We start from the raw sequence: 24,929 nt of genomic DNA on the forward strand, positions 1-24,929 counted from the left end.
CCAGCCGCCGCCCCGCGCTTTTGGCAAAAAAAGCGCAAGAATATGCAACTGGGCGCAAAGCGCTGCAAGCGCCGCCGCGTGCCAAAGCGGATACTGCGCTATCGGTTTTTTCGGAGTAACAAATAGAATGAATGCGCTGTTGTACTTCGCCGTGGTGCTGATTTGGGGCACCACCTGGATTGCGATCACCCTGCAACAGGAAGGGCCGGTGGCCATTCCCGTCTCGATCGCTTACCGCTTCGCCATTTCCGCCGCGGTGATGTTCGCCGTGCTGCTGCTAACGCGCCGCCTGCGCCGCCTCGCTCCGCGCGATCATCTGTTCTGCGTGCTGCAGGGCTGCTGCGTGTTCGGCTTTAACTTCTTCTGCTTCTACCACGCGGCGGCCTACATCAGCAGCGGACTGGAATCGGTGATCTTCTCGATGGCGGTACTGTTCAACGCCCTCAACAGCCTGCTGTTTTTCCGCCAGCGCCCCAGCCCCAACCTGCTGCCGGCGGCGCTGCTGGGGTTGACCGGCATCGTGGCGCTGTTTTGGCAAGATCTGGCCGCCACCCGCATGGCGCCGGAGCTGCTCAAAGGCATCGGCCTGAGCGCGCTCGGCACCTACGGCTTCTCGCTGGGCAACATGATCAGCACGCGCCATCAGCGCCGCGGGCTGGATATCTTTTCGACCAACACCTACGCCATGACCTACGGCGCGCTGTTGATGGCGCTGATCGCCTTGGCGCAGGGCGCCTCGTTCCAGATGGAATACAGCAGCCGCTATATCGGCTCCCTGCTGTACCTGGCAATTTTCGGATCGGTGATCGCCTTCGCCGCTTACTTCAGCCTGCTCGGCCGCATCGGCGCTGGCGCGGCGGCCTACAGCACCCTGTTGTTCCCGCTGGTGGCGCTGACCATCTCAACGATCTACGAAGGCTATCAGTGGCACTTCAACGCCGTGCTGGGCCTGTGCCTGATCCTGCTGGGCAACCTGGTGATGTTCACCAAGCCGGGGCTGAAATGGCGACGGGCAGGTATCTCAAAACAAAACTCAACCCTTTGAAGTCATTGGTGAATATCGTTATCATCAGGTTTTGTTGATAACGGATGATGGCCAATGCTCAGAAGTGATGATGTGACACCCCGCGCCTACAAACAGGTGGACGTGTTTACCCGTACGCCGCTGCAGGGCAACCCCGTGGCGGTGGTGCTGGAGGCCGAGGGGCTGAGCACCGCGCAAATGCTGGCATTGGCCCGTTGGACCAACCTTTCGGAAACCACCTTTGTGCTTAAACCGACGCACCCGGCGGCGGATTATAAGGTGCGCATTTTCACCACCGAAAAAGAGCTGCCCTTCGCCGGCCACCCGACGCTGGGCACCGCCCACGCCCTGCTGGAAGCCGGATTGACGCCTAAACGGCCTGGGACGGTGATGCAGGAATGCGGCGTCGGCCTGGTGGCGGTCAATATCCAGCCGGAAGGCACATTGGCGTTCGCCGCACCCGAAGTTGAGTTTCGCCCAATGGCGGCTGAGGAAACAGAACGGCTGATGGCCGCTTTACGGCCCGCGGTGATTGAAGGAGGCCCCCTGCCGGTGATTGCCGAGATGGGCATTCGCTGGCTGATGGTGCGCCTGCCGGACGCACAATCCTGCCTGGCGGTGACGCCGGATCAGGCCACGATTAAACGGCTGCAAACGGCTTGCGATGTGGATGGCGTGGTGATCTATGGCGCCTGCCCCACAACCGAACCGTCCGATTACGAAATGCGCGCGTTTATGGTGGAATGCGGCGCCTTGATTGAAGATCCGGTAACCGGCAGCGCCAACGCCTGCCTGGCGCGCTTATTGAAGGCCAACCGCTTTCCCGACGGCGGCCAGACCGCACAGGGCTACCAGGTGCGCCAGGGCACCCAACTGAATCGAGATGGCCGCGTGAGCGTGAGTTTTATTGACGGCGAACCCTGGATCGGCGGGCACTGCCGCACCCTGATTGATGGCACATTGGGTATTTAGTTTTTGGGGTAAGAAGATAGTGAGCATCTTTTGGGAACGTCAATTAGCAACGCTCAAAGCCTATGTTTAGCTGTTCTTCATTACATAGGTCAACAAACTGCTGAGAGACAATTATTCTTTCACAATAGATGCTATCCCTGGCAATAAAGAACTCCCTGTCACACTTGTAAGCAGGCACATCAATGAGCTTGCTTCCATCTTCAAGTTCTCTGAACGTCGAAGCTTCCTCATTAATAATTGGAAAATAATTATTCACTTTACACAGAAAAATCGTTTCAGTTACGTTTTCTACCGCGCACTCATAGAATGACATCTCAGACGAAACCTTACGTTCAAATACAGCCTTAGCCCTTTTTGAAAAAATTGGAATTCCGAGACTGGCAGGAAAATAGTCATGCAAATTAAAAATATCGCTACTCAAAACGCTTGGCACTTTCCCTTTTGGCAGTGAGTAGAATAGGAACTTACCATCACCTTCATTCCAAATAAAAAAGCTGGACAATCTTGATTTCGGATCGGGAAAGCAAATCAAGTTATCGCCAAATGTAAAGCTACTGAAAGTATAGAAGTTCATGTCACTCTCACTCAACCTAATTTAACGATGTTGCATTTTATTTTCTTTCTTGCCAAGCGCTCTTTAATTAGAGAAAAAATAGCATCCCAATCACCACCTCCCAATCCTGCACCAATCATAGGCAATTGTATACTAAGCCTTTCTTTTTATGCATAATCAGAAACCAGACTTAGACATTCTTTAAGTGCTTCATATGAAACATACTGAGCATTATCATCTTTACTTTTCTTTAGTCCATCCTGAGCCAACACATTTGCAACATATACCCGCTCATTTTCGTTCACACAGATGAACTGTACATTCCCAAGAAAAAAATCCTTTTTTTCAGAGAACCACTTTAAATATTCTTCCTTTACTGCTGGATAGCGTTTTGATAGAGGAACAACAAAGCCTTTTCCCCACTTACCCTTGTTATTCACAATATGAATGATCATTTTAGATTTTGACAAAGGAATAGATACATCACCATAGCTAAAACTGACATAATCATTCAAAACATCAGAGGTGATTGTCTTATTCCATTCACTTTCAAATTCAAGACTAGTTATCAACTTTGACTCAGAAAGATCAAGCTCACTTTTCTTACCATCATAAAGTAAAAAACCTATATCTTCGTGCCAATCTTCCAGAGATGAGGATGAATAATACAAATCATTTATTATAGTTATTTGTCTTGTTGCAACATTGCCATTAAACTCGGTATAGATCCTCCCTTCGCCAGAAATGAGTTCACATGTGCCTTTATAATAATTCTTATCGGACTCCACAGTTCTTTCCTCCTCCTACGACAGATGGAATAAGTTATTTATAACAGTCAATCACCATGTTACTTACAATAACCCTCTAATTTTCAATACCACTATCAAAAAACTCAAAGCTTCAATTAACTACTAGCATTCAATAATCTCGAAATCCTTTTAACTATGAAATAAGAAAACCGAAAAAATTATTTGATTCTAAAGACAATAGCCGCTCATCGTCACCTGCCTTATATTTTAAGAAAACCCCTGAGAACGGATCGTCACTATAATTTACTCCAACTATGCTAACCTCCTGCTCAGTTTTAAATGACTGGGAATAAATTGACATCATGGAAAACTTATCATCCTCATCCACCTCAAACCATGGAACGATGTTTTCAACTAAACGTGAATTAACAATCCCATCATTACCGATGTAAACCTCAAAAATAGCCTCACCTGATATAAAGTAAATCCTGTCATACATCGGGTGAAAAACCGGCGGCGTATCCGAAGCTATGTAGCCAGTGACAACTATATCACTCACCCCAAATTTAATTACATGCCCACTAAACTTACTCATATACTCCATAAGCTAACGCCAGAATGAAAAATCAGATATGAAAATTTCGTTTATTATCACCCCGGCAGGAATATAGTTTATCGCATCGGCGATCTCATCATATGGAGGTGGGAGGATAAACGAAACACCAAAGTCATCATTAATAATGATTGAACCATTGTATATTTTCTGTGATGTCGTCAGCTTGATTATATCTATTATTTTCATTCCTGGGAATATGATTCCATTGTAGCTTCCTTGATAATGAGCATTACATCCAAGTGACAAAATGACACCGTTTTTATCAGTTACGACGGTCAAGGTATTGTCGACTGTATATGACTTTCGCTCACTCCCGTCAGGTAGGAAGTAGCTTTTAATCTTAACGCTAAATCTGGAGTGCATTTCATTAATATATAATGAAATATTTCCATTTATAGCGACATTTCCCATGGAAACACCCGACACAATCCTAGCCTTAAAATCAATCATATTAGACACCGTAATATTAAATTATTTATCAATGTATACGGATGGATATTTCAAAATTATCAAACCTGCTCTTTTAGATACTTTTCATTCTAGACATTCTGAATCGACTGAGAATTGCAGACTCTAACAACATCACTTGTTTTGATCATTAAAAGCCAGTGTGTTTCTCTCAAGCTTGTGATCTTTTATATAACCACCCTCCCATTCAAAATAATCATTCGGTGCTGTACGAGGAAAACCCTTCTCAAAATATCTATCACCATGTGACATTACCATACCCCAATAATATTCATCCTCATGACCTAACATACAGGCCTCCATAAAACTCTTGGGTGGTGTTGTAAACATAGGTGTATTGTTAATTATGTAACTTGCTTCCTCTTCACTTTTTCTTCCATAAAAAACAATCACTCCATAAATAATATGGACCCAAGAATAAAAATTCATAATGACACTTTCATTTTTATTAGATTCATTCAAAAATATCAGCTTATCAATTAATCTATTATTTTCAAACATATTAATCATTACCCACCTAGATTATACACCGTGTCACTTACTTCCAATAACGCACTAATCCGATCAATGTAACACCAGAAAATATCCGCCGAACAGTCGCCGTTGTCACATCACTCCTGCGACAACCGACGGTGCTGCCACAGGAGGCTTATAAACTCTTCGAACTATGTGGTTAGTAAGAGAGAGTATTACCCTCCTATTAAGACACTTATCTTGGTTTAAATGGATGAAGACATTGTTTAAAGACCTCCCTCATAGTCTCGTCACTCATTTTACTTAAAGAATCATGTTGATATTTATTAATTTTGTTCATTACTGCAATCTCATTATCCGGGTTTTGTATGTCATAAAACTTTCGCTCAAACTCTCCAAGATAATCAATATCAATCAACTTATCAAAGAAACTATTGATTGCATAACTGCCAGCATACTCTAATGACTCAACATCATTACAAGAAAACTTAACATACATTATAAGTTTCTTCAGTGCACTAATTTCAGCCTGAGTAACAATCATTTTCTTTTTATTTTCATCCACCACAACTCCCCCTTGCCTTAATCTGATTAAAGGTTAATTTACTTCTCGTTTCATAATTCATTTTAGATACTATGGAATAAGGATTTCCACCAGAGTAAAGGACGTCTTTTAATTTCAGCCTTCCATTATGAATGTATTCAAGGGCGGATGACTGTTTTATGTTACTCATTTGCACAGGATCTGCTTTAAAGATAATGGCATAATCACCTCTTCCTACATGCTTAGGATCATTAATAAGAATGTCCCGCATGACATCGTTAGGTGACATAAGTATATCTGTTATATAAACCTTCCCCTTGGCGTTAGCCTCGAGAACTCCTGTTTTCATTATACTCTCAAAACCGCTTTTATCCGTATAATGTATAAAGACACTATCACCACTCAACCCCAGCGGATCCACCCACATCAGCGGGTTCGGCGCATACTGATAAAGGTTCAACCCGCCACGCAACCCTATCGGATCCTGCGTGGTGAAACGCCCCACCTCGGGTTCGTAGTAGCGGAACAGGTTGTAGTGCAGGCCGCTTTCGTCGTCCTGATATTGCCCGGCGTAGCGCAGCGGCTGCTGATATTGCGCGCCCTGCCGCTTCGCCGCGCCGGCCACCGTCTGGCCCTGCAGCTTGCCGAAGGTATCGTATTGCCCGGACCAGCACAGGTTGCCCGCCGCGTCGGTCACCTCCAGCGGTGCGCTGTTCAGATCGGTGTGATACCAGTAAATATCTGCCGAGCGGCTGTCGCCCGCCTGCTCCAGCGCCGCCAGCGGGCTCCACGGGCTGACCGGATCGTAGCTCCAGCTGCGGCGGCTGCCGTCTTCGCGCTGCTCCTGCAGCAAACGGTAACCCTGCCACAGGAAACGGGTCGTCTGTTCGGTTTTGCCCCTGTAGCGCACCGCCTTGCGGCTGCGGCGGCCCAGCGCATCGTAATGGTACTGCGCCTCGAACTCGCCCTGCGGGCCGCGGCCGTGCGCCTGCACCAGCCGGTTGTCGGCGTCGTAGCGGTAGTGCTGTTCGTACAGGCCGTTGCGCCGGCTGATCAGGTTGCCCCAGGCGTCGTAACGGTAAAACAGTTTTTGCCAGTGCGTCAGCCGGTTGTCGGCGATCGGCGCCAGCGGCAGGTGCGCGTCGATGTCGCTCTGCGGGCTGCGCTCGCCCAGCAGGTTATCCGCAAGATCGTACACCAGCCGCGCGCCCGGTTTGCCCTGATTAGGTTCGCGGTGTTGCAGCAGGCGGCCTTCAGCGTCGTAACCGTAGTGCACTTCGCCGCGCAGCGCGTCGCTCACCCCGGCGAGCTCGCCGCGGCCGGTATAGCGATAAGCGCGCCACAGCACGCCGTCTTCCGGCCGGGTCAGTTTGTCGTGGCCGAAGGCGCTGCTCTGCCAGCTGCGGCGGCCCATGGCGTCGTAACGCCGCTGCTGCTGCAGCGCGCCCTGGCTGCGGCCGGTTTCCCGGTGCAGGCGATCGCGGGTGAATTCGCTCACCACCTGCTGGTTGAATTTAATGGCGCTGGCGTGGCCGGAGCCGTAATACAGCCACTGCAGGCGATCGCCCTGCGGCAGCGTCAGCGCCTGCAGGTTGGCCAACGCATCCCACTGGTATTGCAGCTCGCCGTTCACGCCCTGCTCGCCGAGCAGCCGCCCGGCGGCGTCATAGCGCATCTGCACGCTGTCCGGCTCGATGCCCAGCGCCGCACCGCTCGCCGTCGGCAGGCGGTTCAGCTCGCGCAGCCGCCCCATGGCGTCGAAGCGGTAATGCCATTCCGCGCTGGCGTTGCCGCGCCAGACCAGTTGCCCGGCCTCGTCGAAGCGGAAGCGCTGTTCGCGCTGCGTCAGTTCACCCGCGCTGCCCGGCAGGCCGACCTCGCGGTGCTCCTCCAGCAGCCCGGCCGCGCCGTAGCGATAATAGTGGCGAGTGTCGTCCGGGCGCTCTTCGGCCAGCACGCGGCCCACCGCATCGTAGCTGAAGCGGTATTCGCCGCCGTTGCCGTTCTCCAGCCGCGTCAGCCAGCCCTGCGGGCTGTAGTGATAGCGCCGGGTGCGGTTAATGCGGTCGGTGATGCTGACCGGCAACCCCAGGGCGTTGTACTGCCAGCGGGTCAGGCTGCCCAGCGCGTCCTGATGTTCGGCCAGCTGGCCGTGCGCATTCCAGTTAAAGCGCTCTTCGCCGCCGTCCGGGTGGATCAGGGTGTGCAAGCGCCCGCCGTTATCCCACCGGTAGCGCGTCTGGTGGCCTTCGGCATCGGTCTGCGCCGTCAGTTGCCCCAGCGCATCGTAGGTATAAGCCGTCACGCTGCCGGAACAGTCGGTGTAGCGCGTCAGCTGGCCGCGGGCGTCCCACTCCAGCTTCACTTCCCCGCCCAGCGCGTCGATCACGCCGGCCGGCAGGCTCTCTTCGTCATCCGGATAGCGGTACAGCGTGGCGTGGCCCAGGGCATCGACATAGCGCGTCGGGCGCCCCAGCGTGTCCCAGTGCTGCGCTTCGCTGCTGCCGTCCGGGTACGCGACGGCGAACAGTCGGCCGCTGTTGCGCGAATATTGATAACGCGTCACGCGGCCGAGCGGATCGGTCTCCGACAGCAGGCGGCCGTAAGGATCCCATTCGCTCTGGCGCTGCGCGCCGCCGGGCAGCAGCACGCTGCACAGCTCGCCGCGTTGGTAGATAAAGCCGTAGCGGCGCTGGTCGAAATCGGTGTACTGCGCCACGTTGTCGTCGTCATCCAGCCGCCACTCCGCCCGCTTGCCGTCGCCGCGCACCGCGCTGCGGCGCCCGCCGGCGAAGTCATAGCCGAACTCCAGCGATTCTCCGGCACTGTTGCGGTAGGCCGTCACGCGCGGCACGCCGTCGATCTCTTGCCATTGGTATTCGTTCAGCAGCCCGGCGGCGTCCTGGTGGCTGATCATCAGACCGTCGCGCCAGCCGAAGCGGCGCGTTACCTCACCGGCGCGGTTGCTCACCGTCGTCAGTTGGCCCTGCTCATCGTAGCCGTAGCGCGCCAGCGTCCGTTCGCCTTCGGCGGTTTGCAGCGCCACTTCGCGCAGGCGGCCCTGCGCATAGCGGCACATCAGGCGCTGCCCGGCGCTGTCCACCAGTTCGCTCAGCAACCCTTCGTCGTCGTAAAACAGCGAGGTGGCGTTGCCGATGGCGTCGGTGATCATGCTGAGCCGACTCAGCTGGTCGCCCGCCAGCGGCGGGTAGTGGAAAATCTGTTCGCCGACGTCAAACAGCTGCCAGCTGCCGTCGTCGTTGTGCATCAGCCAGCATTTTTCGGCTTCGCAGTAGGTTTTGTGGCCGCGCGGCACCCTGGGGAAAGCGACGAAGTCGCCGGAAGGCGCGCGCCACACCAGGCCGTCCTGATACGGCTGCAGGCTGCTCTCCCAGAACAGGTTCCAGCCGCGGCCCAGTACGCTGTCGCCGGGGTTGCCGCTGCGCCAATAGCGCTGCCAGGCAACCGGCAGGCGCGAAGGCAGCACGAAATCGAGATCGTCTTCGCCGTCGAGGAATTTCTGGCCGCTGACGATATCCACCGGCCGGGCGATAATGCCGACGGCGGCAGTCGCGGTCATCAGGGTGCCGGCGCGACAGGCGATGCGCGCCAGCTTGTTGATGCCGGGCAGCTTGCCCAGCAGTTTGCCCAGCGCCCCCAGCTTGCCGGCGGCGCCGCCCACGCCGCCCACCAGGCCGGCGAACAGCAGCGTCAGATCAGAGACCTTGTACAGCCAATCCGGCACTTCAGGCTTGATCGGCAAGGTGGTGACGGTGCCGCCGCCGATAAACACGTTGGGCGAGCCTTCCATCACCTGCGCGTCGCAGTTGGTTTTGTCCCCCACGCGTGAGGCGGGTTGGCCGTTGATGCTGACCTTGTCGGAGCCCTGCGCCATCTGCATGCTCGGGCCGTCGTCGCTGCAGGCCACCTGGCTATTGGTGGCGAGCGCGGCGGGTTTGCCGTTGATGAAGACGTTGGGGGAGCCGGTGACGATATTGCCTTTGGGGGTCAGGCTACCGGCACCGGCGTCAGCAATGCCGTCGCGCGCCGCGGTGGCCGCCTCCCCGGTGAGATACCCCACCGCCAGGCTGGCGCCGATCAGCAGCACACCGACGCCGATACAGGAAGCCGCCAGGCCGGCGACGAACAGCGCACCCGCCGCCACCGCGCCTGCGGCGGCGATCAGGCCGCCGACAAGGGTGCCGGCAATCATGCCGGCCAGGGCATGGGAGTGCCCGATGGTATCGCCGACGCGGGCCGCTTCGGTCATCGTAAGGTCCTTTTACGTGAAGAGTTCATCGTTATGCCGCCCGGTAGCTGTTCAGCACCTGCAACAGCAGGGCGTCGTCTTGCGGCGTCAGCTTGCGCGCCATCGCCAGGGTGAACACCAGCACCCGGCCTTCCGCCAGCGCGAACACCGCCTGGTTTTGCCAGATGCGCTTGCCGTCGCGCAGGTAGCTGGCGCGCACCCATTCACCGGCGGTTAATCCATCGCCCAGCGTCGCCGGCTCGCGGCTTTTGAACGCCCAGCCTTTCAGCCCCTGCGCCAGCGCATCGAGCTGACGGGTGACGTAGCCTTCCAGGTTCTCCGCCGGCTGCAGCGCATCGCGGGAAATATTGATTGAGGGGGAAACATCATCGCCGGCCAACAGCACGTTGACGGTGCGATCGGCATAGCCTTCCGGCAAAGCGACGCTGCCTTCGCTGAAAGCGCAGCGGGATAAAGCGGACATGCGAGGATCCTTTTGCATAAATAATGCTTAAGCATCGCATAACTTAGCCTTGAAATAAAACCATCAGGCACCGCCAATGTTGCGCGGCGTGACCGCGTTCACTGTGTACAAGGCCGTGGCCGGAACCTTGCCCGGGATCGGGCCGTAACATTACAGAATTATCTGAAACCATCGGCGCGCCGACGCCCTGATTATGGCTATACTCGGCTATCGCCCTTTTCAGGAGATCAGGATGCTGAGATTCACCCGTAGCGCGCTGCTGTGCACCACGCTGGCCGCGTTCCCCGCCGCCGCCGAAACGCCGAAGTTCGGCCCGGAGCTGCAGGGTTTTCACTACCCTTACCCGTTACAGCAGTTCAGCTTCACCTCGCAGGGGCAGCCGTTAAAAATGGGCTATATGGACGTGCCGCCGGAAGGCACCGCCAATGGCCGCACCGCGCTGTTGCTGCACGGTAAAAACTTCTGCGCCGCCACCTGGCAGGACACCATCAAGGCACTGAGCAAGGCCGGCTACCGCGTCATCGCACCGGATCAAATCGGCTTTTGCTCCTCCACCAAACCGGCGCATTACCAGTACAGCTTCCAGCAGCTGGCGCAAAACACCCACGGCCTGTTGCAGAACCTGAAAATCAGCCGGACCATCGTCATCGGGCACTCCACCGGCGGCATGCTGGCCACGCGCTACAGCCTGATGTATCCGCAGGCAGTGGAGCAACTGGTCATGGTCAACCCGATCGGCCTCGAGGACTGGAAGGCCAAAGGCGTGCCGTGGCGCAGCGTCGATCAATGGTTCAAGCGCGAGCTGAACACCACCGCCGAGGGCATCCGCAACTATGAGCAGCGCACCTACTACGGCGGCCGCTGGAAGCCGGAGTACGATCGCTGGGTGGATATGCTGGCCGGGCTGAACAACGGGCCGGGCCATCGCCTGGTGGCGTGGAACTCGGCGCTGATCTACGACATGATCTTCACCCAGCCGGTGTATTACGAGTTCAAGGATCTGCAAACCCCCACCACGCTGATGATCGGCACCGCCGACACCACCGCCATCGGCAGCGATATCGCCCCGCCGGCGGTCAAGGCCAAAATCGGGCATTACGCGGAGCTGGGCAAACAGGCGGCGAAGCTGATCCCGCACGCCACGCTGATCGAGTTCGCCGGGCTGGGCCATGCGCCGCAAATGGAGGAGCCGGCGCGTTTCCATCAGGCACTGCTCAAGGCGCTGCAGCCCTGAGCGGCCGGTTGGCGCAGCCGCCGCGCGGCGGCTAAACTTTCAGCTAGCACTCAACGGCAGGAGACAGCCATGCGACAGATTATTGCCAGCGCCTTCGTCAGCCTCGACGGCGTGATGCAGGCGCCGGGCGGGCAGGACGAAGACCGCAGCGGCGGCTTTCGCTTCGGCGGCTGGACCGCGCCTTACTGGGATGACGCCATTGCGGAAACGATGAGCGATCTTTTCTCGACGCCGTTCGATCTGCTGCTGGGGCGGCGCACCTACGACATTTTCGCCGGCTACTGGCCGCAGATCACCGACGAGGCCGATCCGTTTTCCGCCGACATCGCCCGCGTGTTCAATCAGGCCACCAAGTACGTCGCCACCCACCACGGCGAGACGCTGGCGTGGGAAAACAGCCAGTGGCTGGGGCGGGACATCCTCGCCCGGCTGCGCGAGCTGAAGCGCACCCAAGGGCCGGTGCTGCTGGTGCAGGGCAGCAGCACGCTGATGCAACAGCTGCTGGCTAACGATCTGGTGGACGAACTGCGCCTGCTCACCTACCCGGTGCTGCTTGGCGGCGGCAAGCGGCTGTTCGATGACAACGCGGCGCCGGCGGCCTTCACGCTAGCCCATTCGGTGGTCTCGCCCGGCGGCGTGATCGTGGCCCACTACCGCCGCGCCGGCGCGGTGACGACCGGCTCCTTCGTGGCGGAAAGCGCGGCGGCGGCCCAGCCGTAAAAAAAGGGCCGTTCGGCCCTTTTCTCTTTCCCCTTCATCACCCTCAGGCAAACAGAATATCGCTCTGCTCCACCTGCCCGACCACATGGATCTTGAAGTCGGCGGCATAGCTGTTGCTCTGGGTGTTCATCAGCAGATCGGTGGTGCCGTTGAAGGCGTCGAAGTTGAGCTGGATCTCGCCTTTCTGGCCGCTGAAGGCGCTGCCGCTGTCGATAAAGCGCAGCTCGCTCAGGCTGTTGTTGAAGCGCAGGCCGGAGAGATCGATCTTGTCGATGCCGTGCTCGAAGTCTTCAATCACGTCGAACGCCGCCACCGTGGACTCTTTGGCATTGAGATAGACGAAATAGTCGGTGAAGTTGTTGGCATCTTTGCCGCCCCACAGATGATCCGCCCCCAGGCCGCCGTACAGGATGTCGGAACCGGCGTTGCCCGCCAGCAGGTTGTCCTGATCGTTGCCGATGATCACATCACGCCCGCTGCCGCCGATGGCGTTCTCGATGATCGCCCCGCGCGCGATGGCGACGTTCTGCGTGCCGCCGCCGACGCTGGAGAACGCCCCGTCGTTCAGGTTGATCATCTGCTGCTGGCTGTAGCCGGAGAAGTCCAGCGTGTCGTTGCCGCCGGCGTCCCACACCGCGAAGTTGACCGGTTTGCCGTTGTCCGCCGTGGCGGTCAGGAAATCGCGCCCGGTGTTGGAGTTGAAGCCGTACACCGTGTCGCCGGTGCGGGTGCTCATATTGGCGCCGTACAATTTTTGGATCGCGGCGATGTCATCCACCATCGGGCCATAGCCATACATCCCTTTGGTGTCGGCGCCGGTGTAACCGGCGTTGAAATAGCTCATGATCGAGTATTGCAACGAATCCTGATAGTAAGCCGCGTCGTTCTGGTAGCTCGGATTGCCCAACGAGGCATCATAAGATCCCGGGTGCGCCAGCCCCAGGGCATGCCCCAGCTCGTGGGTGAAGGTCTGGCTGCTGAAGTCGCCGCTAACCGGCACCTGATGGGTGGCGAAGTTTTTGTTGAACCACACCGTGCCGGCAAAGGCGTTATCGCTACCCGGTTTGGAACTCGGCGGGTAATAGGCGTACGCGTTGATGGCATTCGGGCCGCTGCCCTCAGCGGCGCTGCCGTCGGCGCGCTGGGTGAAATACGCGAAGGTGATGTCCGCGCGGTGGTTGATATCGGTGGATGCCGTTTCGGTAAAGGTCACGTTCGCCACGTCGGCCCACGCCTGCATCGATTTCAGCGCCTGTGCCTGCGCCGCCTGAGTCAGCGGTTGCAGCCCCTTGTCACCGTCACCGGTCTGGCCGATGCGGTTCAGTGCGCTCTGCGTCAGGAAGGAATAGGTCAGCGCCACCGGCTGGTGATACACCTGATCGCCGTTGTGCGTCAGGCCCGGCCGCGTCAGCTGATCGGCGGCGCGATCGAAGCTGAAGTTATCGCGGATTTTACCCAGGTTGTTGATGGCTGCCCCGCCGCGCTGGTTGCTGTACAGGTTGGCGTTGTCCAGCGTAAACAGCGCGCCGTAGCCCAATCCGTCATAGCGGCTGCCGGGCTGGTGATAGTAAAACTGATAGTTATGATCGTTGGGGGATGTGGCGGACAGGCTGGTGAACTCATCATCATCTTGCAAAATGTCGTTGTGGCGACTGCTCATTGCATTCTCCTTTTACACAGTAGGAACCCACTCGCTTTGTAAGACTATTCATCAGTCGTTCTAATCTAAGCCAAGGCTTAGGAATGACCAGTATAGTGACTCACCCCGGCGACGCGAGCCGGCGGCGCCGCGCATCATCGCGCCGGGCATTAAGACGGAAATAATCATAACGATTTGTATTAGCGCGGTATTAATGAGAAAGATAAGCGTATCGGCGGGCTAATGACTCGTCTTTTTGGACATGTTATCGCCGGTTAGATCAGAATAATCGAGGATTAAAAAACCTAATCCTTGCCTCATCATCCCGCAGGGAACATGCTAAGGTGTGAACGGACAGCCGAAAGGAGTGACCCGATGCCAATCCATTTTCTTATGCGCGCCTTGCGCCGCGCCAGCCTGACAGGAGTCGTTATGAGCGTATTGTGCAGCAGTGCCCTGGGCAGTTCACTGCCGTTGCTGGAACCCGCCGCGCTGAAGGGCGACTGGCTGCTCGCCGCCATCGGCGACGGTAAAGCCGTTTGCGAGGTGCAACTGAGCGACGAAGCGGTAGCCAACACCAACGCCTTCCGCTTCAGCGCCTCCGCCCAGTGCCTGCAGCCGCTGGCGCTGCAAACGTTGCCGGTCGCCTGGCGGCCGACGCCGGACGGCATGACGCTGACCGACGCCGAAGGCGGCATGGTGGCGTTTCTGGCCCTGACCGCGCCAAAGCGCTATGAGCTGATCGATCGCAACGGCCCTTCACGCTTTATGCTGATCCCGCGCTAATCCCTCAGGCGAACAGCAAGCCGAGCAGCGCGCCGCCCGCCAGCACCCACAGCGGATGGAGGCGCTTGCTCATGCTCAATCCCGTCGCCAGCGCCACGATCGCCGCCAGCCGCCAGCTGGGTGCGGAAGCCTCGGCGATCAAGATACCGCTGGCCGCCACCAACCCCACGGTCAGCGGCACCAGCCCGGCCTGCACGATGCGGCGCCACGGGCGATCCTTAAAGCGCCGCCAGGCGCCCATCACCAGCAGCGTGACGATGGAAGACGGCCCGAACTTGGCGACCGAAGACACCAACAGCCCCGCCCAGCCGGCCACATGCCAGCCGACCAGCGGCACGATCATCATGTTCGGCCCCGGCGCGGCCTGCGCCATGGCGAACAGCGCGCTGAACTCCTGGGCGCTCATCCATTGATGCACCTCCACCACCTGCCGCTGCATCTCCGGCAGAATGGTCATGCCGCCGCCAAACGCCAACAGAGAAAGCTCGGTGAAGATCAGCGCCAGCGCAATCAACACCCCACTCATGACGGCCACCGCCACATCAGCAGAATGCTCAGCGGCGCCAACACCAGCATGGTCGGCAGCAGCGGCAGGCGCAGCCAGGCGATGGCGATCAATGCCAGCGCGACGATCGCCAGCGCCGGCCATTTACCGCGCAGCGGCAGCAGCATCTTGATCCCGGTCGAGAGCAGCAGCCCGGCGGCGGCGGCGGCCAGCCCGGCGAACACATGCTGCACATGCGGATCGTTTTGGAAGCGGGCGTAGACCACGCCCAGCCCCACCACGATCGCCGTCGGCGCGCTGATGAGGCCCAGCAAGGCGCACAGCGCGCCGCGCAGCCCGCGAAATTCCATGCCCACCGCCACCGACAGGTTGATCACGTTGCCGCCGGGCAGAAACTGGCACAGCCCGAGCAGCTCGGTGAACTGTTCGCCGCTCAGCCAGCGCCGGCGCTCCACCAGCATGCTGCGCGCCAGCGGCAGCACGCCGCCGAAGCCAATCAGCCCCAGCCACAGAAAGCCCACAAACAGCTCCGCGTTGCCCGGCGCGGCCGCCGGGTGCGGTTTTAACGTATTGATATCTGACATGACATTGCCATTCCATATCGCTTTTTTTGATGTCTGGTATCATGCGCGCCGCCGTGCCATGATGTCTAATGCATTCCGGAACAACTAAAGATACCTTTGAGGTATGGCTATGATCGAACTGCGTCGCCTGCGGGCATTCGTCACCGTGGTGGAAGAAGGCAACATCACCCGCGCCGCCGAGCGGCTGTTTATCCAGCAGCCGCCGCTCACCCGCCTGCTGCAGGGGCTGGAAGATGAACTGGGCGTCACCTTGTTGCAGCGCCTGCCGCGCGGCGTGCGCGTTACCGAAGCAGGCGGCGTGCTGTTCGAAGAAGCCCGCGCCCTGCTGGCGCGCGCCGAACGCCTGCGCGAAGCGGTGCAGCGCGCCGCTCGCGGCGAACAGGGGCACATCGCCATCGGCTTCACCAGCTCCGCCGCGCTGCACCCGTTCGTGCCCAACCTGCTCCGCCGCTACCGCGACATCTTGCCGGGCATCACCACCCAGCTGGAAGAAGCCGGCAGCGGCGAACTGATGGAGGCGTTGCTGGAACAGCGCCTCGACGCCGCCTTCGTGCGCTCGCCGGCCAGCGGCATTCCCGGCCTGAGCGTGGAGCCGGTGCTCAGCGAACCGATGATCGTCGCCCTGCCGCTGGGCCACCGGCTGGCACAAGAAACGCAGCCGCCGCTGCCGCTGGCCGAACTGGCCCACGAGGCGTTTATTCTCTATCGCCGCCCAGCCGGCCAGGGGCTGTACGACGCCATCCTGGCCGCCTGCCACCGCGCCGGCTTCAGCCCGCGCATCGTGCAGGAAGCGCCGCGCCTGCCGGCCACCCTCAGCCTGGTCGGCGCCGGGCTGGGGCTGTCAGTGGTGCCCGGCTCAATGCGGCGGCTGGGCGGCGACGGCATCGTCTACCGCACCCTCGCCGAAGAAGCGCAGCTCAGCGCCCCGCTTTACCTGGCGCTGCGCCGCAGCCCGGCTTCGCCGATCGTTGAGCGCTTTCGCGAACTGGTCGCCGAAGCGGTTCAGGCCTCCGGCTGATCGGTGATGCGCGTCAGGTGGATCATCAAATACAGCAGCTCATCGTTCGACATCTCCATTTGCAGCAGATTCTTCACGTAATCGCGGATCAGTAGCGCGCCGCGATAGGCGTGCGGGTACTCGGCGGTCATCTGGGCAAACAGAAAATCGGCCTTCGAGGCCATCTGCTTGCCGTCAATCATGCGCTGGATAAAGAACTGCATATGCACCAAAAAGCGCGCATAGTTCAGCGAATCGGTGTCGATATTGATGCGAAAGTGATACTTGATGATATTGAAAACATCTTTCAGCATCTTCACCGCCAGCAACGTGTGCTCCATGTTTTGCACTTCGGTCTGGCCATTGACCAGATGAAAGGCGATATTGCCCGCTTCCTCTTCGGGCAGATGGATATTCAGCCGCTGGTTAATGTATGCCAAGGCCTGCAGCCCCACCGCAAACTCTCGCGGGTAGAAGCGCTTCACCTCGAACAGCAGGCGGTTTTGGATGGCAATGCCCTTGTGATGACGCTCAATAGCGAAACTGATGTGATCCGCCAGCGTAAAGAAAATCTGTTCATTAATGTTGCCGTTCAGTTGGCGGTTGGCCTCACTGAGGATCATCTGCACAATTTCGATGTGTTCCGTCGGGGCAGTTTCAATCAGCCGCAGGTAATCGCGCCCCTTTTGCCCCTCCTGCACCACATACACTTTCTCAATGGCGGCCGGGTTGATCTCGTCTCCGGTTTTGCTGTTAAAACCAATTCCCTTACCCATAGCGATAACCTCACGGTTATCGTCGTCCGCGGTTAACACCAGACTGTTGTTGAGAACCTTAATGACTTTCATCGTCTCGGCCGTCACCCTGCTTATTTGCCTAACCGGCCATTGGCGGCGATAAGCCGCCGATACCAGTCAAAACTGCGTTTTTTGATGCGCCGCAGATCCTTAAGATCCCCTTCTCCGCGGTTCACGTAGATAAATCCATAGCGCTTGGCGTAGCCCTGATGCGTACTGACGACGTCAATCGCCGCCCACGGGCAGTAACCGAGCAGCTCGACGCCGTCGTTGATCGCCAGTCGCATCTGTTCGACATGCTGCCGCATAAATTCAATGCGATAGTCGTCGTCGATGGTCTCATCCGCCCGTAATTCATCCGGCGCGCCAATGCCGTTCTCCGTGATGAGTATCGGCAGGTGATAACGTTCGAAGGTTTTGCGCAGCGTTAAGCGCAAGCCAACCGGATCGATCACCCATCCGTAGCGCGTCTTGCCGACAAACGGGTTTTCCGCCGCACGATAAACACCCGGTTCGCCGAGCATGATTTGCTGATCGCCGGCGCGTGCGCTCACGTCTGAACCGTCGCCGCGGCTGGCGGCGATCGTGGCGGTGGAATAGTAATTGATCGCCACGTAATCCGGCCGCGCCGCCAACAGCAGCGCCGCGTCCTCCGGCTCGCGGTCCGGCGCCCAGCCCCGATCCTCGAGGTAACGCCAGGCCAGGGCGTTGTAGCGGCCATGCACCGCCACATCGAGAAAGCTCCAACAGCGCAATGTCTCCCAGTTGTGGGCGGCAATGGCATCCAGCGGATGGCAGGTCTCCTGATACATCGACGTGGTATTGATCGCCGGGCCAATTTTCCCGCCGGGACAGCGCTGATGGCATAATGCCATGACTTTGGCCTGAGCGACCAACATATGATGACTCTGCTGATACAGCGTCCGCTTGTCAGGCAACGCGCCGCCTTTGGGCATGCCGATGGCGCCGGGGTGCAGGATCATGGTGTTCTGTTCATTGATGGTGAGCCAATACTTCACCCGATCGCCGAAGGCGTCGAACAACACGCCGGCGTAGGCGACAAAAGCGTCGATGGTGGCGCGATTGGACCAGCCGCCCTGCTGCTCCAGCACATAAGGCAGATCGAAATGGTACAGCGTCACCACTGGCTCGATGCCGTGCGCCAGCAATTCGTCGATCAATTGCCGGTAAAACGCCAGCCCCGGCGCATTGACTGCGCCGACGCCATCGGGCAATACGCGCGTCCAGGCAACCGAAAACCGGTAGGCCTTTAACCCCAGTTCAGCGAACAGCTTCACATCCTCGCGAAAGCGATGATAGTGATCGCTGGCCACCGTAAAATCCGCCGTGCCTGCGGGATGTTCCAGCATATCGACGATCGACGGGCTTTTGCCGTCTTCATTCCATGCGCCCTCCACCTGATAAGCGGAAGTCGACGCGCCCCAGAGAAACTCGGCGGGAAAATCGTGCAAGCGTTGATAAATCATGCCGGCTCCTTATTGGCCTTCAGCGCCATAATCGTCTCACCGGCATGAACGCCATGCGGCTTAGGTAACGCCTGAACCTGAAACGCTTCGCTGTTGACTACCAAGACCGGCGTCGTCAAATCGAAGCCTAATGCGGCGATCGCGTCGATGTCAAAACGCACCAGCTCGTCGCCGACCTTGACGCGATCGCCGACCTGCAGTTCGGAGTCAAAGTGTTGGCCCCCCAGGTTTACCGTGTCGATGCCGATATGCAACAACAGCTCCGCACCGTTGTCGCCCTTGATGCCTACCGCATGTTTTGACGGCAGGAAAGTCACGATCTCGCCGTCCAGCGGCGCGCGCAGCACACCTTCCGAGGGTATGATCGCCATGCCCTGGCCCAACAAGCCTTGGGAGAAGACGTCATCGTTGACCTGATCCAACGTCACGGCTTTGCCGGTCAGCGGGCTGAAAACCGGCGATACTTCGTCGGCCGCCGCCACCTGAGTCTCTTCGTTCGCCTCCTCGATCGGATCGTCGAAGCCAAGGATCCAGGTCAGGGCAAAGGTCACGACGATGGCAATGGCGCATGTGATCAGCGCATGCACGATATTCATCGGGTTCTCACCGATAAACGCCGGCAAAGCGGCCAGGCCAGGAGAAACGAAGGCATAGCGCACCAACCCGCTCAACCCGGCGTAAATGCCGGCGCAGCCGCCGCCGATCATCGCCGCGATCAACGGCTTGCGCAGTTTCAGCGTTACCCCGTACAGCGAGGGTTCAGTGATCCCCAACAGCGCGGTAAAACCGGCGGAGGACGCCAACTGGCGCAAATTCGTGTTCTTGGTGCGGAATGCCACACACAGCGTCGCCGCGCCTTGCGCAATATTGGATGCCAACATGCCCGGCCCGTTAATCATCTCAAAACCGTTCCTGGTCAATTGGCCGGTGGCGATCGGTGTCATCGCCCAGGCGGTGCCGGTGATCACCAAAAACGGCTGCAGCCCGCCCATCAACATCGGAATCAGCCAGCCGGCCTTGCCATCGACGATCGCCGCCCCGGCGGCCACCATGTCATTGAGGAAAATGCCGAACGGCCCGACCACCACCAACGCCAGCGGCGCGGTGACCAGCAGCACAATCATCGGTTTGGTGAAGAACTTGATCATCGTCGGCGAAACCTTCTCGGCAAACCGCTCGATATAAGACATCAGCCACACGGTAAAAATGATCGGCAACACCGAGCCGGCATAATCCGCCAGCCGCACCGGAATGCCGAGAAAATCAATCGCGGTGCCCGCCGCCAGCATCTGAGCCAGATTAGGGTGCAGCAAGGCGCCGGCAAGAGTCATCGCCAGGATGGGGTTGCACTCGAATTTTATCGCGGCGCCGTAAGCCAACAGCACCGGCAGGAAGAAAAAGGCCGCATCGGCGACGGTATCCAGTAATCGATAGGTCGTGCCGGCGGGATCTATCGCCCCGGCCAGCTTGAGGATCGCCAGCAGCGCCTTGATCATCCCCGCGCCGGTAATGGCCGGGATCACCGGGGTAAAGGTCGTGGAAATCACGCTGATAATCCGCGACACCACGCCGCCTTTCGGCTGCTGCTTTTGAGCGCCCGTTTGCGGCTGGCCAATCTCTTTTTGCAGCACGCGGAACGTTTGCTGCACGTTATTGCCGACCACGATCTGAAACTGGCCGCCGCGCACCACTACGCTGATGACGCCCGGCAGGGCTTCAATCGCCTTCGAATCCACTTTGCTGTCGTCGTTGAATTCCATGCGCAAACGGGTCGCGCAGTGCGTCAGCTTGCTGACGTTGCCTTTACCGCCGACCCGCGCCAGTATTTCTAAGCCAAGTTTTTGATAGTCCATCGTTTTCCCCGATAAAATGCAAAAAAAAAGACCAAAATGGAAATGCGCCTCGTCACAAGGAGAAGTGCATTCCTATTTTGGTCTTGCCTGCTTTAGCAGTAACACGCCGCAATAAAAATGGGTGTGCGATCTTTTCGACCGCGCTAAAAGTATCGCCATACTTACGAATACTCGGCAATAGCCACGCGTCAGTGTTGTGAAAGGCGTCACGATTTAGCGTAAATGCACTGCAATGTCGCCACTGCACACTTTTTGCGCCCGCCTATAGCGCAATCGGAGAAAAACGCCCAAAAATAATGTGTTTCATTGACGCTTCATTTATTTAATCGCAGAGAAAGATTAATTCATCGCCATGACTATATAGATTAACAATGAATAATCAAACCCGCTCTCACTTAGTAACAAACGCAAACAAATAAGCGCCTACCCAATAAATTCCAGCCGCTAGGATTTAAGGGTCACAGCCTATTCCCGCCGATGACAAAAATACCTCTCAAGGGTAATTACACCTTCCCTGTCGCCTGCCACTGCAGGCGCACGGTTTTATATTGGAGAAAATGCTATGCTATCGCGTCGTGATATATTGAAAGTCTCCGCCGTCAGCGCGGCCGCCGCCGGCATGATCGGCGGCATCGCTAAAAATGCCGCTGCCGACGACCACCGCAATATCGTGCCTCCCAGCAGCTACCAGCCGCCTGCCGATGCGCAGCATCTCTACAAATACAAATTCACCGACAGCAAAAAACGCAGCCTGCCCAGCGGCTGGGCGCGCGAGGCTACCGTCGAGCAATTTCCGATCTCCGAAGGCGTGGCGGGCGTCGACATGACGCTGGAGCCGGGCGGCGTGCGCGAACTGCACTGGCACGCCATCGCCGCCGAATGGGCATTTATGCTGGAAGGCCATGCGCGCATCACCATCCTCGATCCCGAAGGCAAATGCGAAGTGGCGGATTTCGGCCCCGGCGACGTGTGGTATTTCCCGAAAGGCTACGGCCATTCCATTCAGGCGCTGGCGGACGGCGCGCATTTCATTCTGGCATTCGATAACGGGCACTTCTCCGAATTCGGCACCTTCAGCATCACCGATTGGGTGGCGCATATGCCGAAAGAGGTATTGGAAAAAAGCGTCGACATGCCGGCGGCGGTATTTTCCAAGGCCAAACAGGGTGAGGCCTATATTGTCGGCGGCGCCGTCCCGCCCACCTTGCCATTACCGAAAAACGACGGCGGATTAAATAACGCTCCGTTGACCCACCGTTATGAATTAATGAAGCAAAAGCCGTTCTTTGAAAATGACGCCGGGAGCGTGCATTTGGTGTCATCGAAAGAATTTCCCATTTCCACCACCATGACCGGCATCATCGAGATCGTGAAACCCGGCGCGATCCGGGAATTGCACTGGCACCCCAATGCCAACGAATGGCAATACTATATTGCCGGCAAAGGCCGCATGACGGTGTTCAGTTCGCACGGCCACGCGCAGACGGAAGAGTACGCCCCTTCAGACGTCGGCTACGTGCCGCAGGGCTTCGGCCATTACATCGAGAACATCGGCGATGAAGATTTGAAGGTGCTGATCGTGATGGACAACGGCATTTATCAGGATATTTCATTGTCCGACTGGCTGGCGAAAACCCCGGCCTACCTGCTGGCGGATAACTTCAACAATCAGGTTGAGGACTGGCAGGATCGGCCGAAAGACAAGCGAGTCATGTCACGGCGCAGCCGCTGACGCCACGGCGAGGGAGAGACTCCCTCGCCCTCCGGCCTGCGCTTACAGCGTGGCGTTAAAGAACGGCACCAGCTTCTCCAGCGCCTGGGCTACCGGCTCCGGTTTGTCGTAGAGATCGTAATGCGACCAGCCTTCCACCACCACCAGCTCTTTGTGCTGCGATTTGGCGCGGCGCACGATCTCATAGCCGTCGCGCAACGCGCCGAACAGGCCGGGTTTGCTGCCGACAATCACCAACAGCGGCTGGGTCAGCAGCACTTCCGCCAGGTGGAACGCATCCCAGCCCACGGCTACCGCATTATGGGAATACAGCGTCTTGTTTACGCCGTTCGGCTTCTCGCCGCGCGCCGTCCGGTAGTATTCCGTCGCCTCGCGCAGATCGATATCGGCGCCGTCTTTTTGCGCCGCCTCAACGCTTGGGTACAGGCCTACGTCCACGCGCAACGCCGCGCCGCGCGCCTCTGCGGTGCGCTGCCGGGCAATATCCTCCAGAAAAGCCACAGGATCGCCATTGGCCAACACGCCTTCGCGCATTACCCGGCCATAGTTGGCGCCGGTGATGGTCGCCACCGCTTTGATGCGCCGCTCCGTCATCGAAGCGTTGATGGCGTAACCGCCGCCGCCGCAGATGCCGAGCACGCCGATACGCTGATCATCAACGTAATCCAGCGTCACCAGATAATCGGTCACGACGCGAAAATCTTCCACGCGCTGAGCGGGATCTTCAATAAAGCGCGGTTCGCCGCCGCTCTCGCCCTGGAAGCTGGCGTCGAACGCGATGACCACAAAGCCGGCTTTCGCCAGCGCCGCGCCATAGACGTTGCCCGAGGTCTGCTCTTTGCAGCTGCCGATCGGGTGGGCGCTGATGATCGCCGGGTACTTTTTCCGCTCGTCGAAATCCGGCGGGAAATGGATATCCGCCGCGATGTCCCAATACTGACGCTTGATTTTGACCGTTTTCATCATGAGTTCCTCACAGGGTTGCTGGCTCGGGAAACGCGCTCGGCATCGCTTCCGCTGGGATAACGCTTACTTTAGACACCGTATTGTTCTTTGAGAAGCACAGGGAATGGACTACAGTGTTAAGCTGTGGTTTACAATGCGGAGCATATCGATGGATCCTTCCCTGCTTCCCTCACTGGCGTGGTTCGCGCATATCGCGCAGCACCGCAGCTTTACCAAAGCGGCGGCCCAAATGGGCGTTTCCCGCGCCGCGCTGTCGCAAAACCTGAAGGCGCTGGAAAAACAGCTGAACGTCAAGTTGCTCCACCGCACTACCCGCGATATGTCGCTCACGGAGGAAGGACAACGCCTGCTCGAGGCCCTGGCCCCCGCCCTCAGCGCGATCGAACACGCCGTCGGCACGCTGGAAGAGAGCCGCCACGAGCCGGCGGGGCTGCTGCGGATAAACGCCTCGCGCACGGCCGCCAAGCACTTTATCGAACCGCATGTCGGCGAATTTCTGGCGCGCTATCCCAGATTGAAGCTTGAACTGGTGATGGACGACGGCATGGCCAGCATCATTTCCGAAGGCTACGACGCCGGCGTGCGGCTGGGTGAAAGCCTCGCCGAGCATATGGTGGCGATCCCCATCACCCCGCAGGTGGAACTGGTGGCGGTGGCCACGCCTCAGTACCTCAGCCGTAACGGCACGCCCGCCACGCCGGCGGATCTGGTCAACCACAACTGCATCGCTTTTCGCCACGCAACCAGCGGCGCCATTTATCAATGGGAGTTTTCCACTATCGAGCGGCACGCGCGCCATACCTTTTCCGTCGAGCCGCAAGGCAGCATGATCACCAACGACGACGACGGCATGATCCGCGCCGCGTTGCAACATGTCGGCATTATTCAGCACTTTGATTTCGCCGTGAAGGCGCTGGTGGAACGCGGTGAACTGGTGCGGATCCTGCAGCCCTGGTCGCAGCCGTTTCCCGGCTTCTACCTGTATATCCCCTCCCGTGAGCACATGTCTTCCAAGGTCAGGGCGCTGCTGGACTTTCTGGTCGAGAAGCGCGCAGGCTAAGCCGGTTTATCAGTTGAACATTACAGAGATTTTTTCAGGTAGGAGCGTGTTATTTCATTGCCGCAATCCAACTCGCCAATCATTTGAAAACCCTGTTTCAGGTAGAAATTGGGCGCCTGAAAGCTAAACGTGTCCACGGCGACGCTGACGCATCCCAACTGTCTGGCATGAGCCTCTGCGGCTTCCAGCAGACGGTGACCTAAACGCCGGCCGCGCTGCGCTTCATCAATCCAAAGATAATGGATGTAAAAAACTGCCCCGTAAGACTCTGCATAAAGTCCCGCGATTATTTTCTCATCGTCGTCTTTATAATAAACACCATACTCGTGAGCATTTAATCCCATGAACTTTGAATTAAATCTATCGAGCTGGCCCTCCAGAAAGGAGCGTGCATCATTGTCATAATGCAACGTTAAATTTTCATTTTCCACAACGT

At 57.6% G+C, this 24,929-nt stretch carries 24 protein-coding genes; 8 read left to right on the forward strand and 16 right to left on the reverse strand.

Going from position 1 to position 24,929, the window contains the following annotated elements:
* The first annotated feature begins 127 nt into the window (after positions 1 to 127).
* Positions 128 to 1,045, forward strand: a complete 918-nt coding sequence (locus tag ACYF6X_RS08515) for a DMT family transporter (protein ID WP_063989817.1) — start codon at positions 128 to 130, stop codon at positions 1,043 to 1,045.
* A 54-nt stretch (positions 1,046 to 1,099) separates the two neighbouring features.
* On the forward strand, positions 1,100 to 1,996 hold the full coding sequence (locus ACYF6X_RS08520) for a PhzF family phenazine biosynthesis protein (protein ID WP_130018269.1): 897 nt from the start codon (positions 1,100 to 1,102) through the stop codon (positions 1,994 to 1,996).
* Positions 1,997 to 2,039: 43 nt separating this feature from the next.
* Here the strand turns inward: ACYF6X_RS08520 and ACYF6X_RS08525 are convergent, their stop codons facing one another.
* The 8 genes from ACYF6X_RS08525 to ACYF6X_RS08560 all read right to left on the reverse strand — a co-directional run bounded on the left by ACYF6X_RS08525 (position 2,040) and on the right by ACYF6X_RS08560 (position 10,133).
* Entirely contained in the window at positions 2,040 to 2,570 is a 531-nt protein-coding gene (locus tag ACYF6X_RS08525; protein ID WP_130018268.1) for a hypothetical protein, read from the reverse strand.
* Between the two features lie 146 nt (positions 2,571 to 2,716).
* Positions 2,717 to 3,337, reverse strand: coding sequence for a macro domain-containing protein (locus ACYF6X_RS08530; RefSeq protein WP_406879957.1), 621 nt, complete (start codon positions 3,335 to 3,337; stop codon positions 2,717 to 2,719).
* Between the two features lie 154 nt (positions 3,338 to 3,491).
* Entirely contained in the window at positions 3,492 to 3,893 is a 402-nt protein-coding gene (locus tag ACYF6X_RS08535; protein WP_230202050.1) for a hypothetical protein, read from the reverse strand.
* Between the two features lie 12 nt (positions 3,894 to 3,905).
* Positions 3,906 to 4,364: a hypothetical protein gene (locus ACYF6X_RS08540; protein ID WP_130018267.1), complete on the reverse strand. Its 459-nt coding sequence runs from the start codon at positions 4,362 to 4,364 to the stop codon at positions 3,906 to 3,908.
* Between the two features lie 132 nt (positions 4,365 to 4,496).
* Positions 4,497 to 4,892 (reverse strand): hypothetical protein, encoded by a 396-nt coding sequence (locus tag ACYF6X_RS08545; RefSeq protein ID WP_130018266.1) that lies wholly within the window; start codon positions 4,890 to 4,892, stop codon positions 4,497 to 4,499.
* A 199-nt stretch (positions 4,893 to 5,091) separates the two neighbouring features.
* Positions 5,092 to 5,421 carry a hypothetical protein gene (locus ACYF6X_RS08550; protein WP_242512561.1) on the reverse strand — a complete coding sequence of 110 codons (330 nt, stop codon included), beginning with the start codon at positions 5,419 to 5,421 and terminating at the stop codon, positions 5,092 to 5,094.
* Positions 5,414 to 9,670: an RHS repeat-associated core domain-containing protein gene (locus ACYF6X_RS08555; protein ID WP_460925479.1), complete on the reverse strand. Its 4,257-nt coding sequence runs from the start codon at positions 9,668 to 9,670 to the stop codon at positions 5,414 to 5,416. Before ACYF6X_RS08555 ends, ACYF6X_RS08550 begins: the two co-directional genes overlap by 8 nt.
* 31 nt (positions 9,671 to 9,701) lie before the next feature.
* Positions 9,702 to 10,133, reverse strand: coding sequence for a DcrB-related protein (locus ACYF6X_RS08560; protein WP_107226812.1), 432 nt, complete (start codon positions 10,131 to 10,133; stop codon positions 9,702 to 9,704).
* 232 nt (positions 10,134 to 10,365) lie between these two features.
* On the opposite strand from ACYF6X_RS08560, the gene ACYF6X_RS08565 reads away from it, so the two are divergent.
* Together ACYF6X_RS08565 and ACYF6X_RS08570 are read left to right on the forward strand one after the other, a co-directional pair.
* Positions 10,366 to 11,367, forward strand: coding sequence for an alpha/beta fold hydrolase (locus tag ACYF6X_RS08565; protein ID WP_130018353.1), 1,002 nt, complete (start codon positions 10,366 to 10,368; stop codon positions 11,365 to 11,367).
* Positions 11,368 to 11,436: 69 nt separating this feature from the next.
* The gene (locus tag ACYF6X_RS08570) at positions 11,437 to 12,087 is read left to right on the forward strand and encodes a dihydrofolate reductase family protein (RefSeq protein WP_130018354.1); all 651 of its coding nucleotides are present in this window, start codon (positions 11,437 to 11,439) and stop codon (positions 12,085 to 12,087) included.
* A gap of 43 nt (positions 12,088 to 12,130) precedes the next feature.
* Here the strand turns inward: ACYF6X_RS08570 and ACYF6X_RS08575 are convergent, their stop codons facing one another.
* A complete protein-coding gene (locus ACYF6X_RS08575; protein WP_130018355.1) occupies positions 12,131 to 13,747 on the reverse strand; it encodes a serralysin family metalloprotease in 1,617 nt (538 codons plus the stop codon).
* A gap of 411 nt (positions 13,748 to 14,158) precedes the next feature.
* Between ACYF6X_RS08575 and ACYF6X_RS08580 the strand changes: the two genes are divergently transcribed.
* Positions 14,159 to 14,512 carry an AprI/Inh family metalloprotease inhibitor gene (locus ACYF6X_RS08580; protein WP_130018356.1) on the forward strand — a complete coding sequence of 118 codons (354 nt, stop codon included), beginning with the start codon at positions 14,159 to 14,161 and terminating at the stop codon, positions 14,510 to 14,512.
* Positions 14,513 to 14,516: 4 nt separating this feature from the next.
* Here ACYF6X_RS08580 and ACYF6X_RS08585 read toward each other — a convergent pair whose 3' ends face one another.
* Complete coding sequence (locus ACYF6X_RS08585; protein WP_033634482.1) at positions 14,517 to 15,038, reverse strand: chromate transporter; 522 nt, start codon at positions 15,036 to 15,038, stop codon at positions 14,517 to 14,519.
* Positions 15,035 to 15,601, reverse strand: coding sequence for a chromate transporter (locus ACYF6X_RS08590; protein WP_033634481.1), 567 nt, complete (start codon positions 15,599 to 15,601; stop codon positions 15,035 to 15,037). The genes ACYF6X_RS08585 and ACYF6X_RS08590 overlap by 4 nt, the downstream gene beginning before the upstream one ends.
* A 103-nt stretch (positions 15,602 to 15,704) precedes the next feature.
* Between ACYF6X_RS08590 and ACYF6X_RS08595 the strand changes: the two genes are divergently transcribed.
* The gene (locus ACYF6X_RS08595) at positions 15,705 to 16,619 is read left to right on the forward strand and encodes a LysR family transcriptional regulator (RefSeq protein WP_130018357.1); all 915 of its coding nucleotides are present in this window, start codon (positions 15,705 to 15,707) and stop codon (positions 16,617 to 16,619) included.
* Here the strand turns inward: ACYF6X_RS08595 and licT are convergent.
* Genes licT through ACYF6X_RS08610 form a run of 3 tightly spaced genes read right to left on the reverse strand, consistent with a single transcriptional unit; the run spans position 16,604 to position 20,735 of the window.
* Positions 16,604 to 17,446 (reverse strand): BglG family transcription antiterminator LicT, encoded by an 843-nt coding sequence (gene licT, locus ACYF6X_RS08600; protein ID WP_033634478.1) that lies wholly within the window; start codon positions 17,444 to 17,446, stop codon positions 16,604 to 16,606. The genes ACYF6X_RS08595 and licT overlap by 16 nt on opposite strands.
* A gap of 20 nt (positions 17,447 to 17,466) precedes the next feature.
* Positions 17,467 to 18,882: a glycoside hydrolase family 1 protein gene (locus ACYF6X_RS08605; protein ID WP_063989809.1), complete on the reverse strand. Its 1,416-nt coding sequence runs from the start codon at positions 18,880 to 18,882 to the stop codon at positions 17,467 to 17,469.
* Positions 18,879 to 20,735, reverse strand: coding sequence for a beta-glucoside-specific PTS transporter subunit IIABC (locus tag ACYF6X_RS08610; RefSeq protein ID WP_130018358.1), 1,857 nt, complete (start codon positions 20,733 to 20,735; stop codon positions 18,879 to 18,881). Before ACYF6X_RS08610 ends, ACYF6X_RS08605 begins: the two co-directional genes overlap by 4 nt.
* A 562-nt stretch (positions 20,736 to 21,297) precedes the next feature.
* On the opposite strand from ACYF6X_RS08610, the gene ACYF6X_RS08615 reads away from it, so the two are divergent.
* Positions 21,298 to 22,467, forward strand: coding sequence for a cupin domain-containing protein (locus tag ACYF6X_RS08615; RefSeq protein WP_107226818.1), 1,170 nt, complete (start codon positions 21,298 to 21,300; stop codon positions 22,465 to 22,467).
* A 42-nt stretch (positions 22,468 to 22,509) separates the two neighbouring features.
* Here the strand turns inward: ACYF6X_RS08615 and ACYF6X_RS08620 are convergent, their stop codons facing one another.
* Positions 22,510 to 23,430 carry an alpha/beta hydrolase gene (locus ACYF6X_RS08620; RefSeq protein WP_107226819.1) on the reverse strand — a complete coding sequence of 307 codons (921 nt, stop codon included), beginning with the start codon at positions 23,428 to 23,430 and terminating at the stop codon, positions 22,510 to 22,512.
* A gap of 151 nt (positions 23,431 to 23,581) precedes the next feature.
* On the opposite strand from ACYF6X_RS08620, the gene ACYF6X_RS08625 reads away from it, so the two are divergent.
* Entirely contained in the window at positions 23,582 to 24,493 is a 912-nt protein-coding gene (locus tag ACYF6X_RS08625) for a LysR family transcriptional regulator (protein WP_130018359.1), read from the forward strand.
* Between the two features lie 20 nt (positions 24,494 to 24,513).
* Here the strand turns inward: ACYF6X_RS08625 and ACYF6X_RS08630 are convergent, their stop codons facing one another.
* Positions 24,514 to 24,924 carry a GNAT family N-acetyltransferase gene (locus ACYF6X_RS08630; RefSeq protein ID WP_063989805.1) on the reverse strand — a complete coding sequence of 137 codons (411 nt, stop codon included), beginning with the start codon at positions 24,922 to 24,924 and terminating at the stop codon, positions 24,514 to 24,516.
* Positions 24,925 to 24,929 lie beyond the last annotated feature (5 nt).

This window comes from Serratia sp. ID 25-353 (assembly GCF_054792795.1).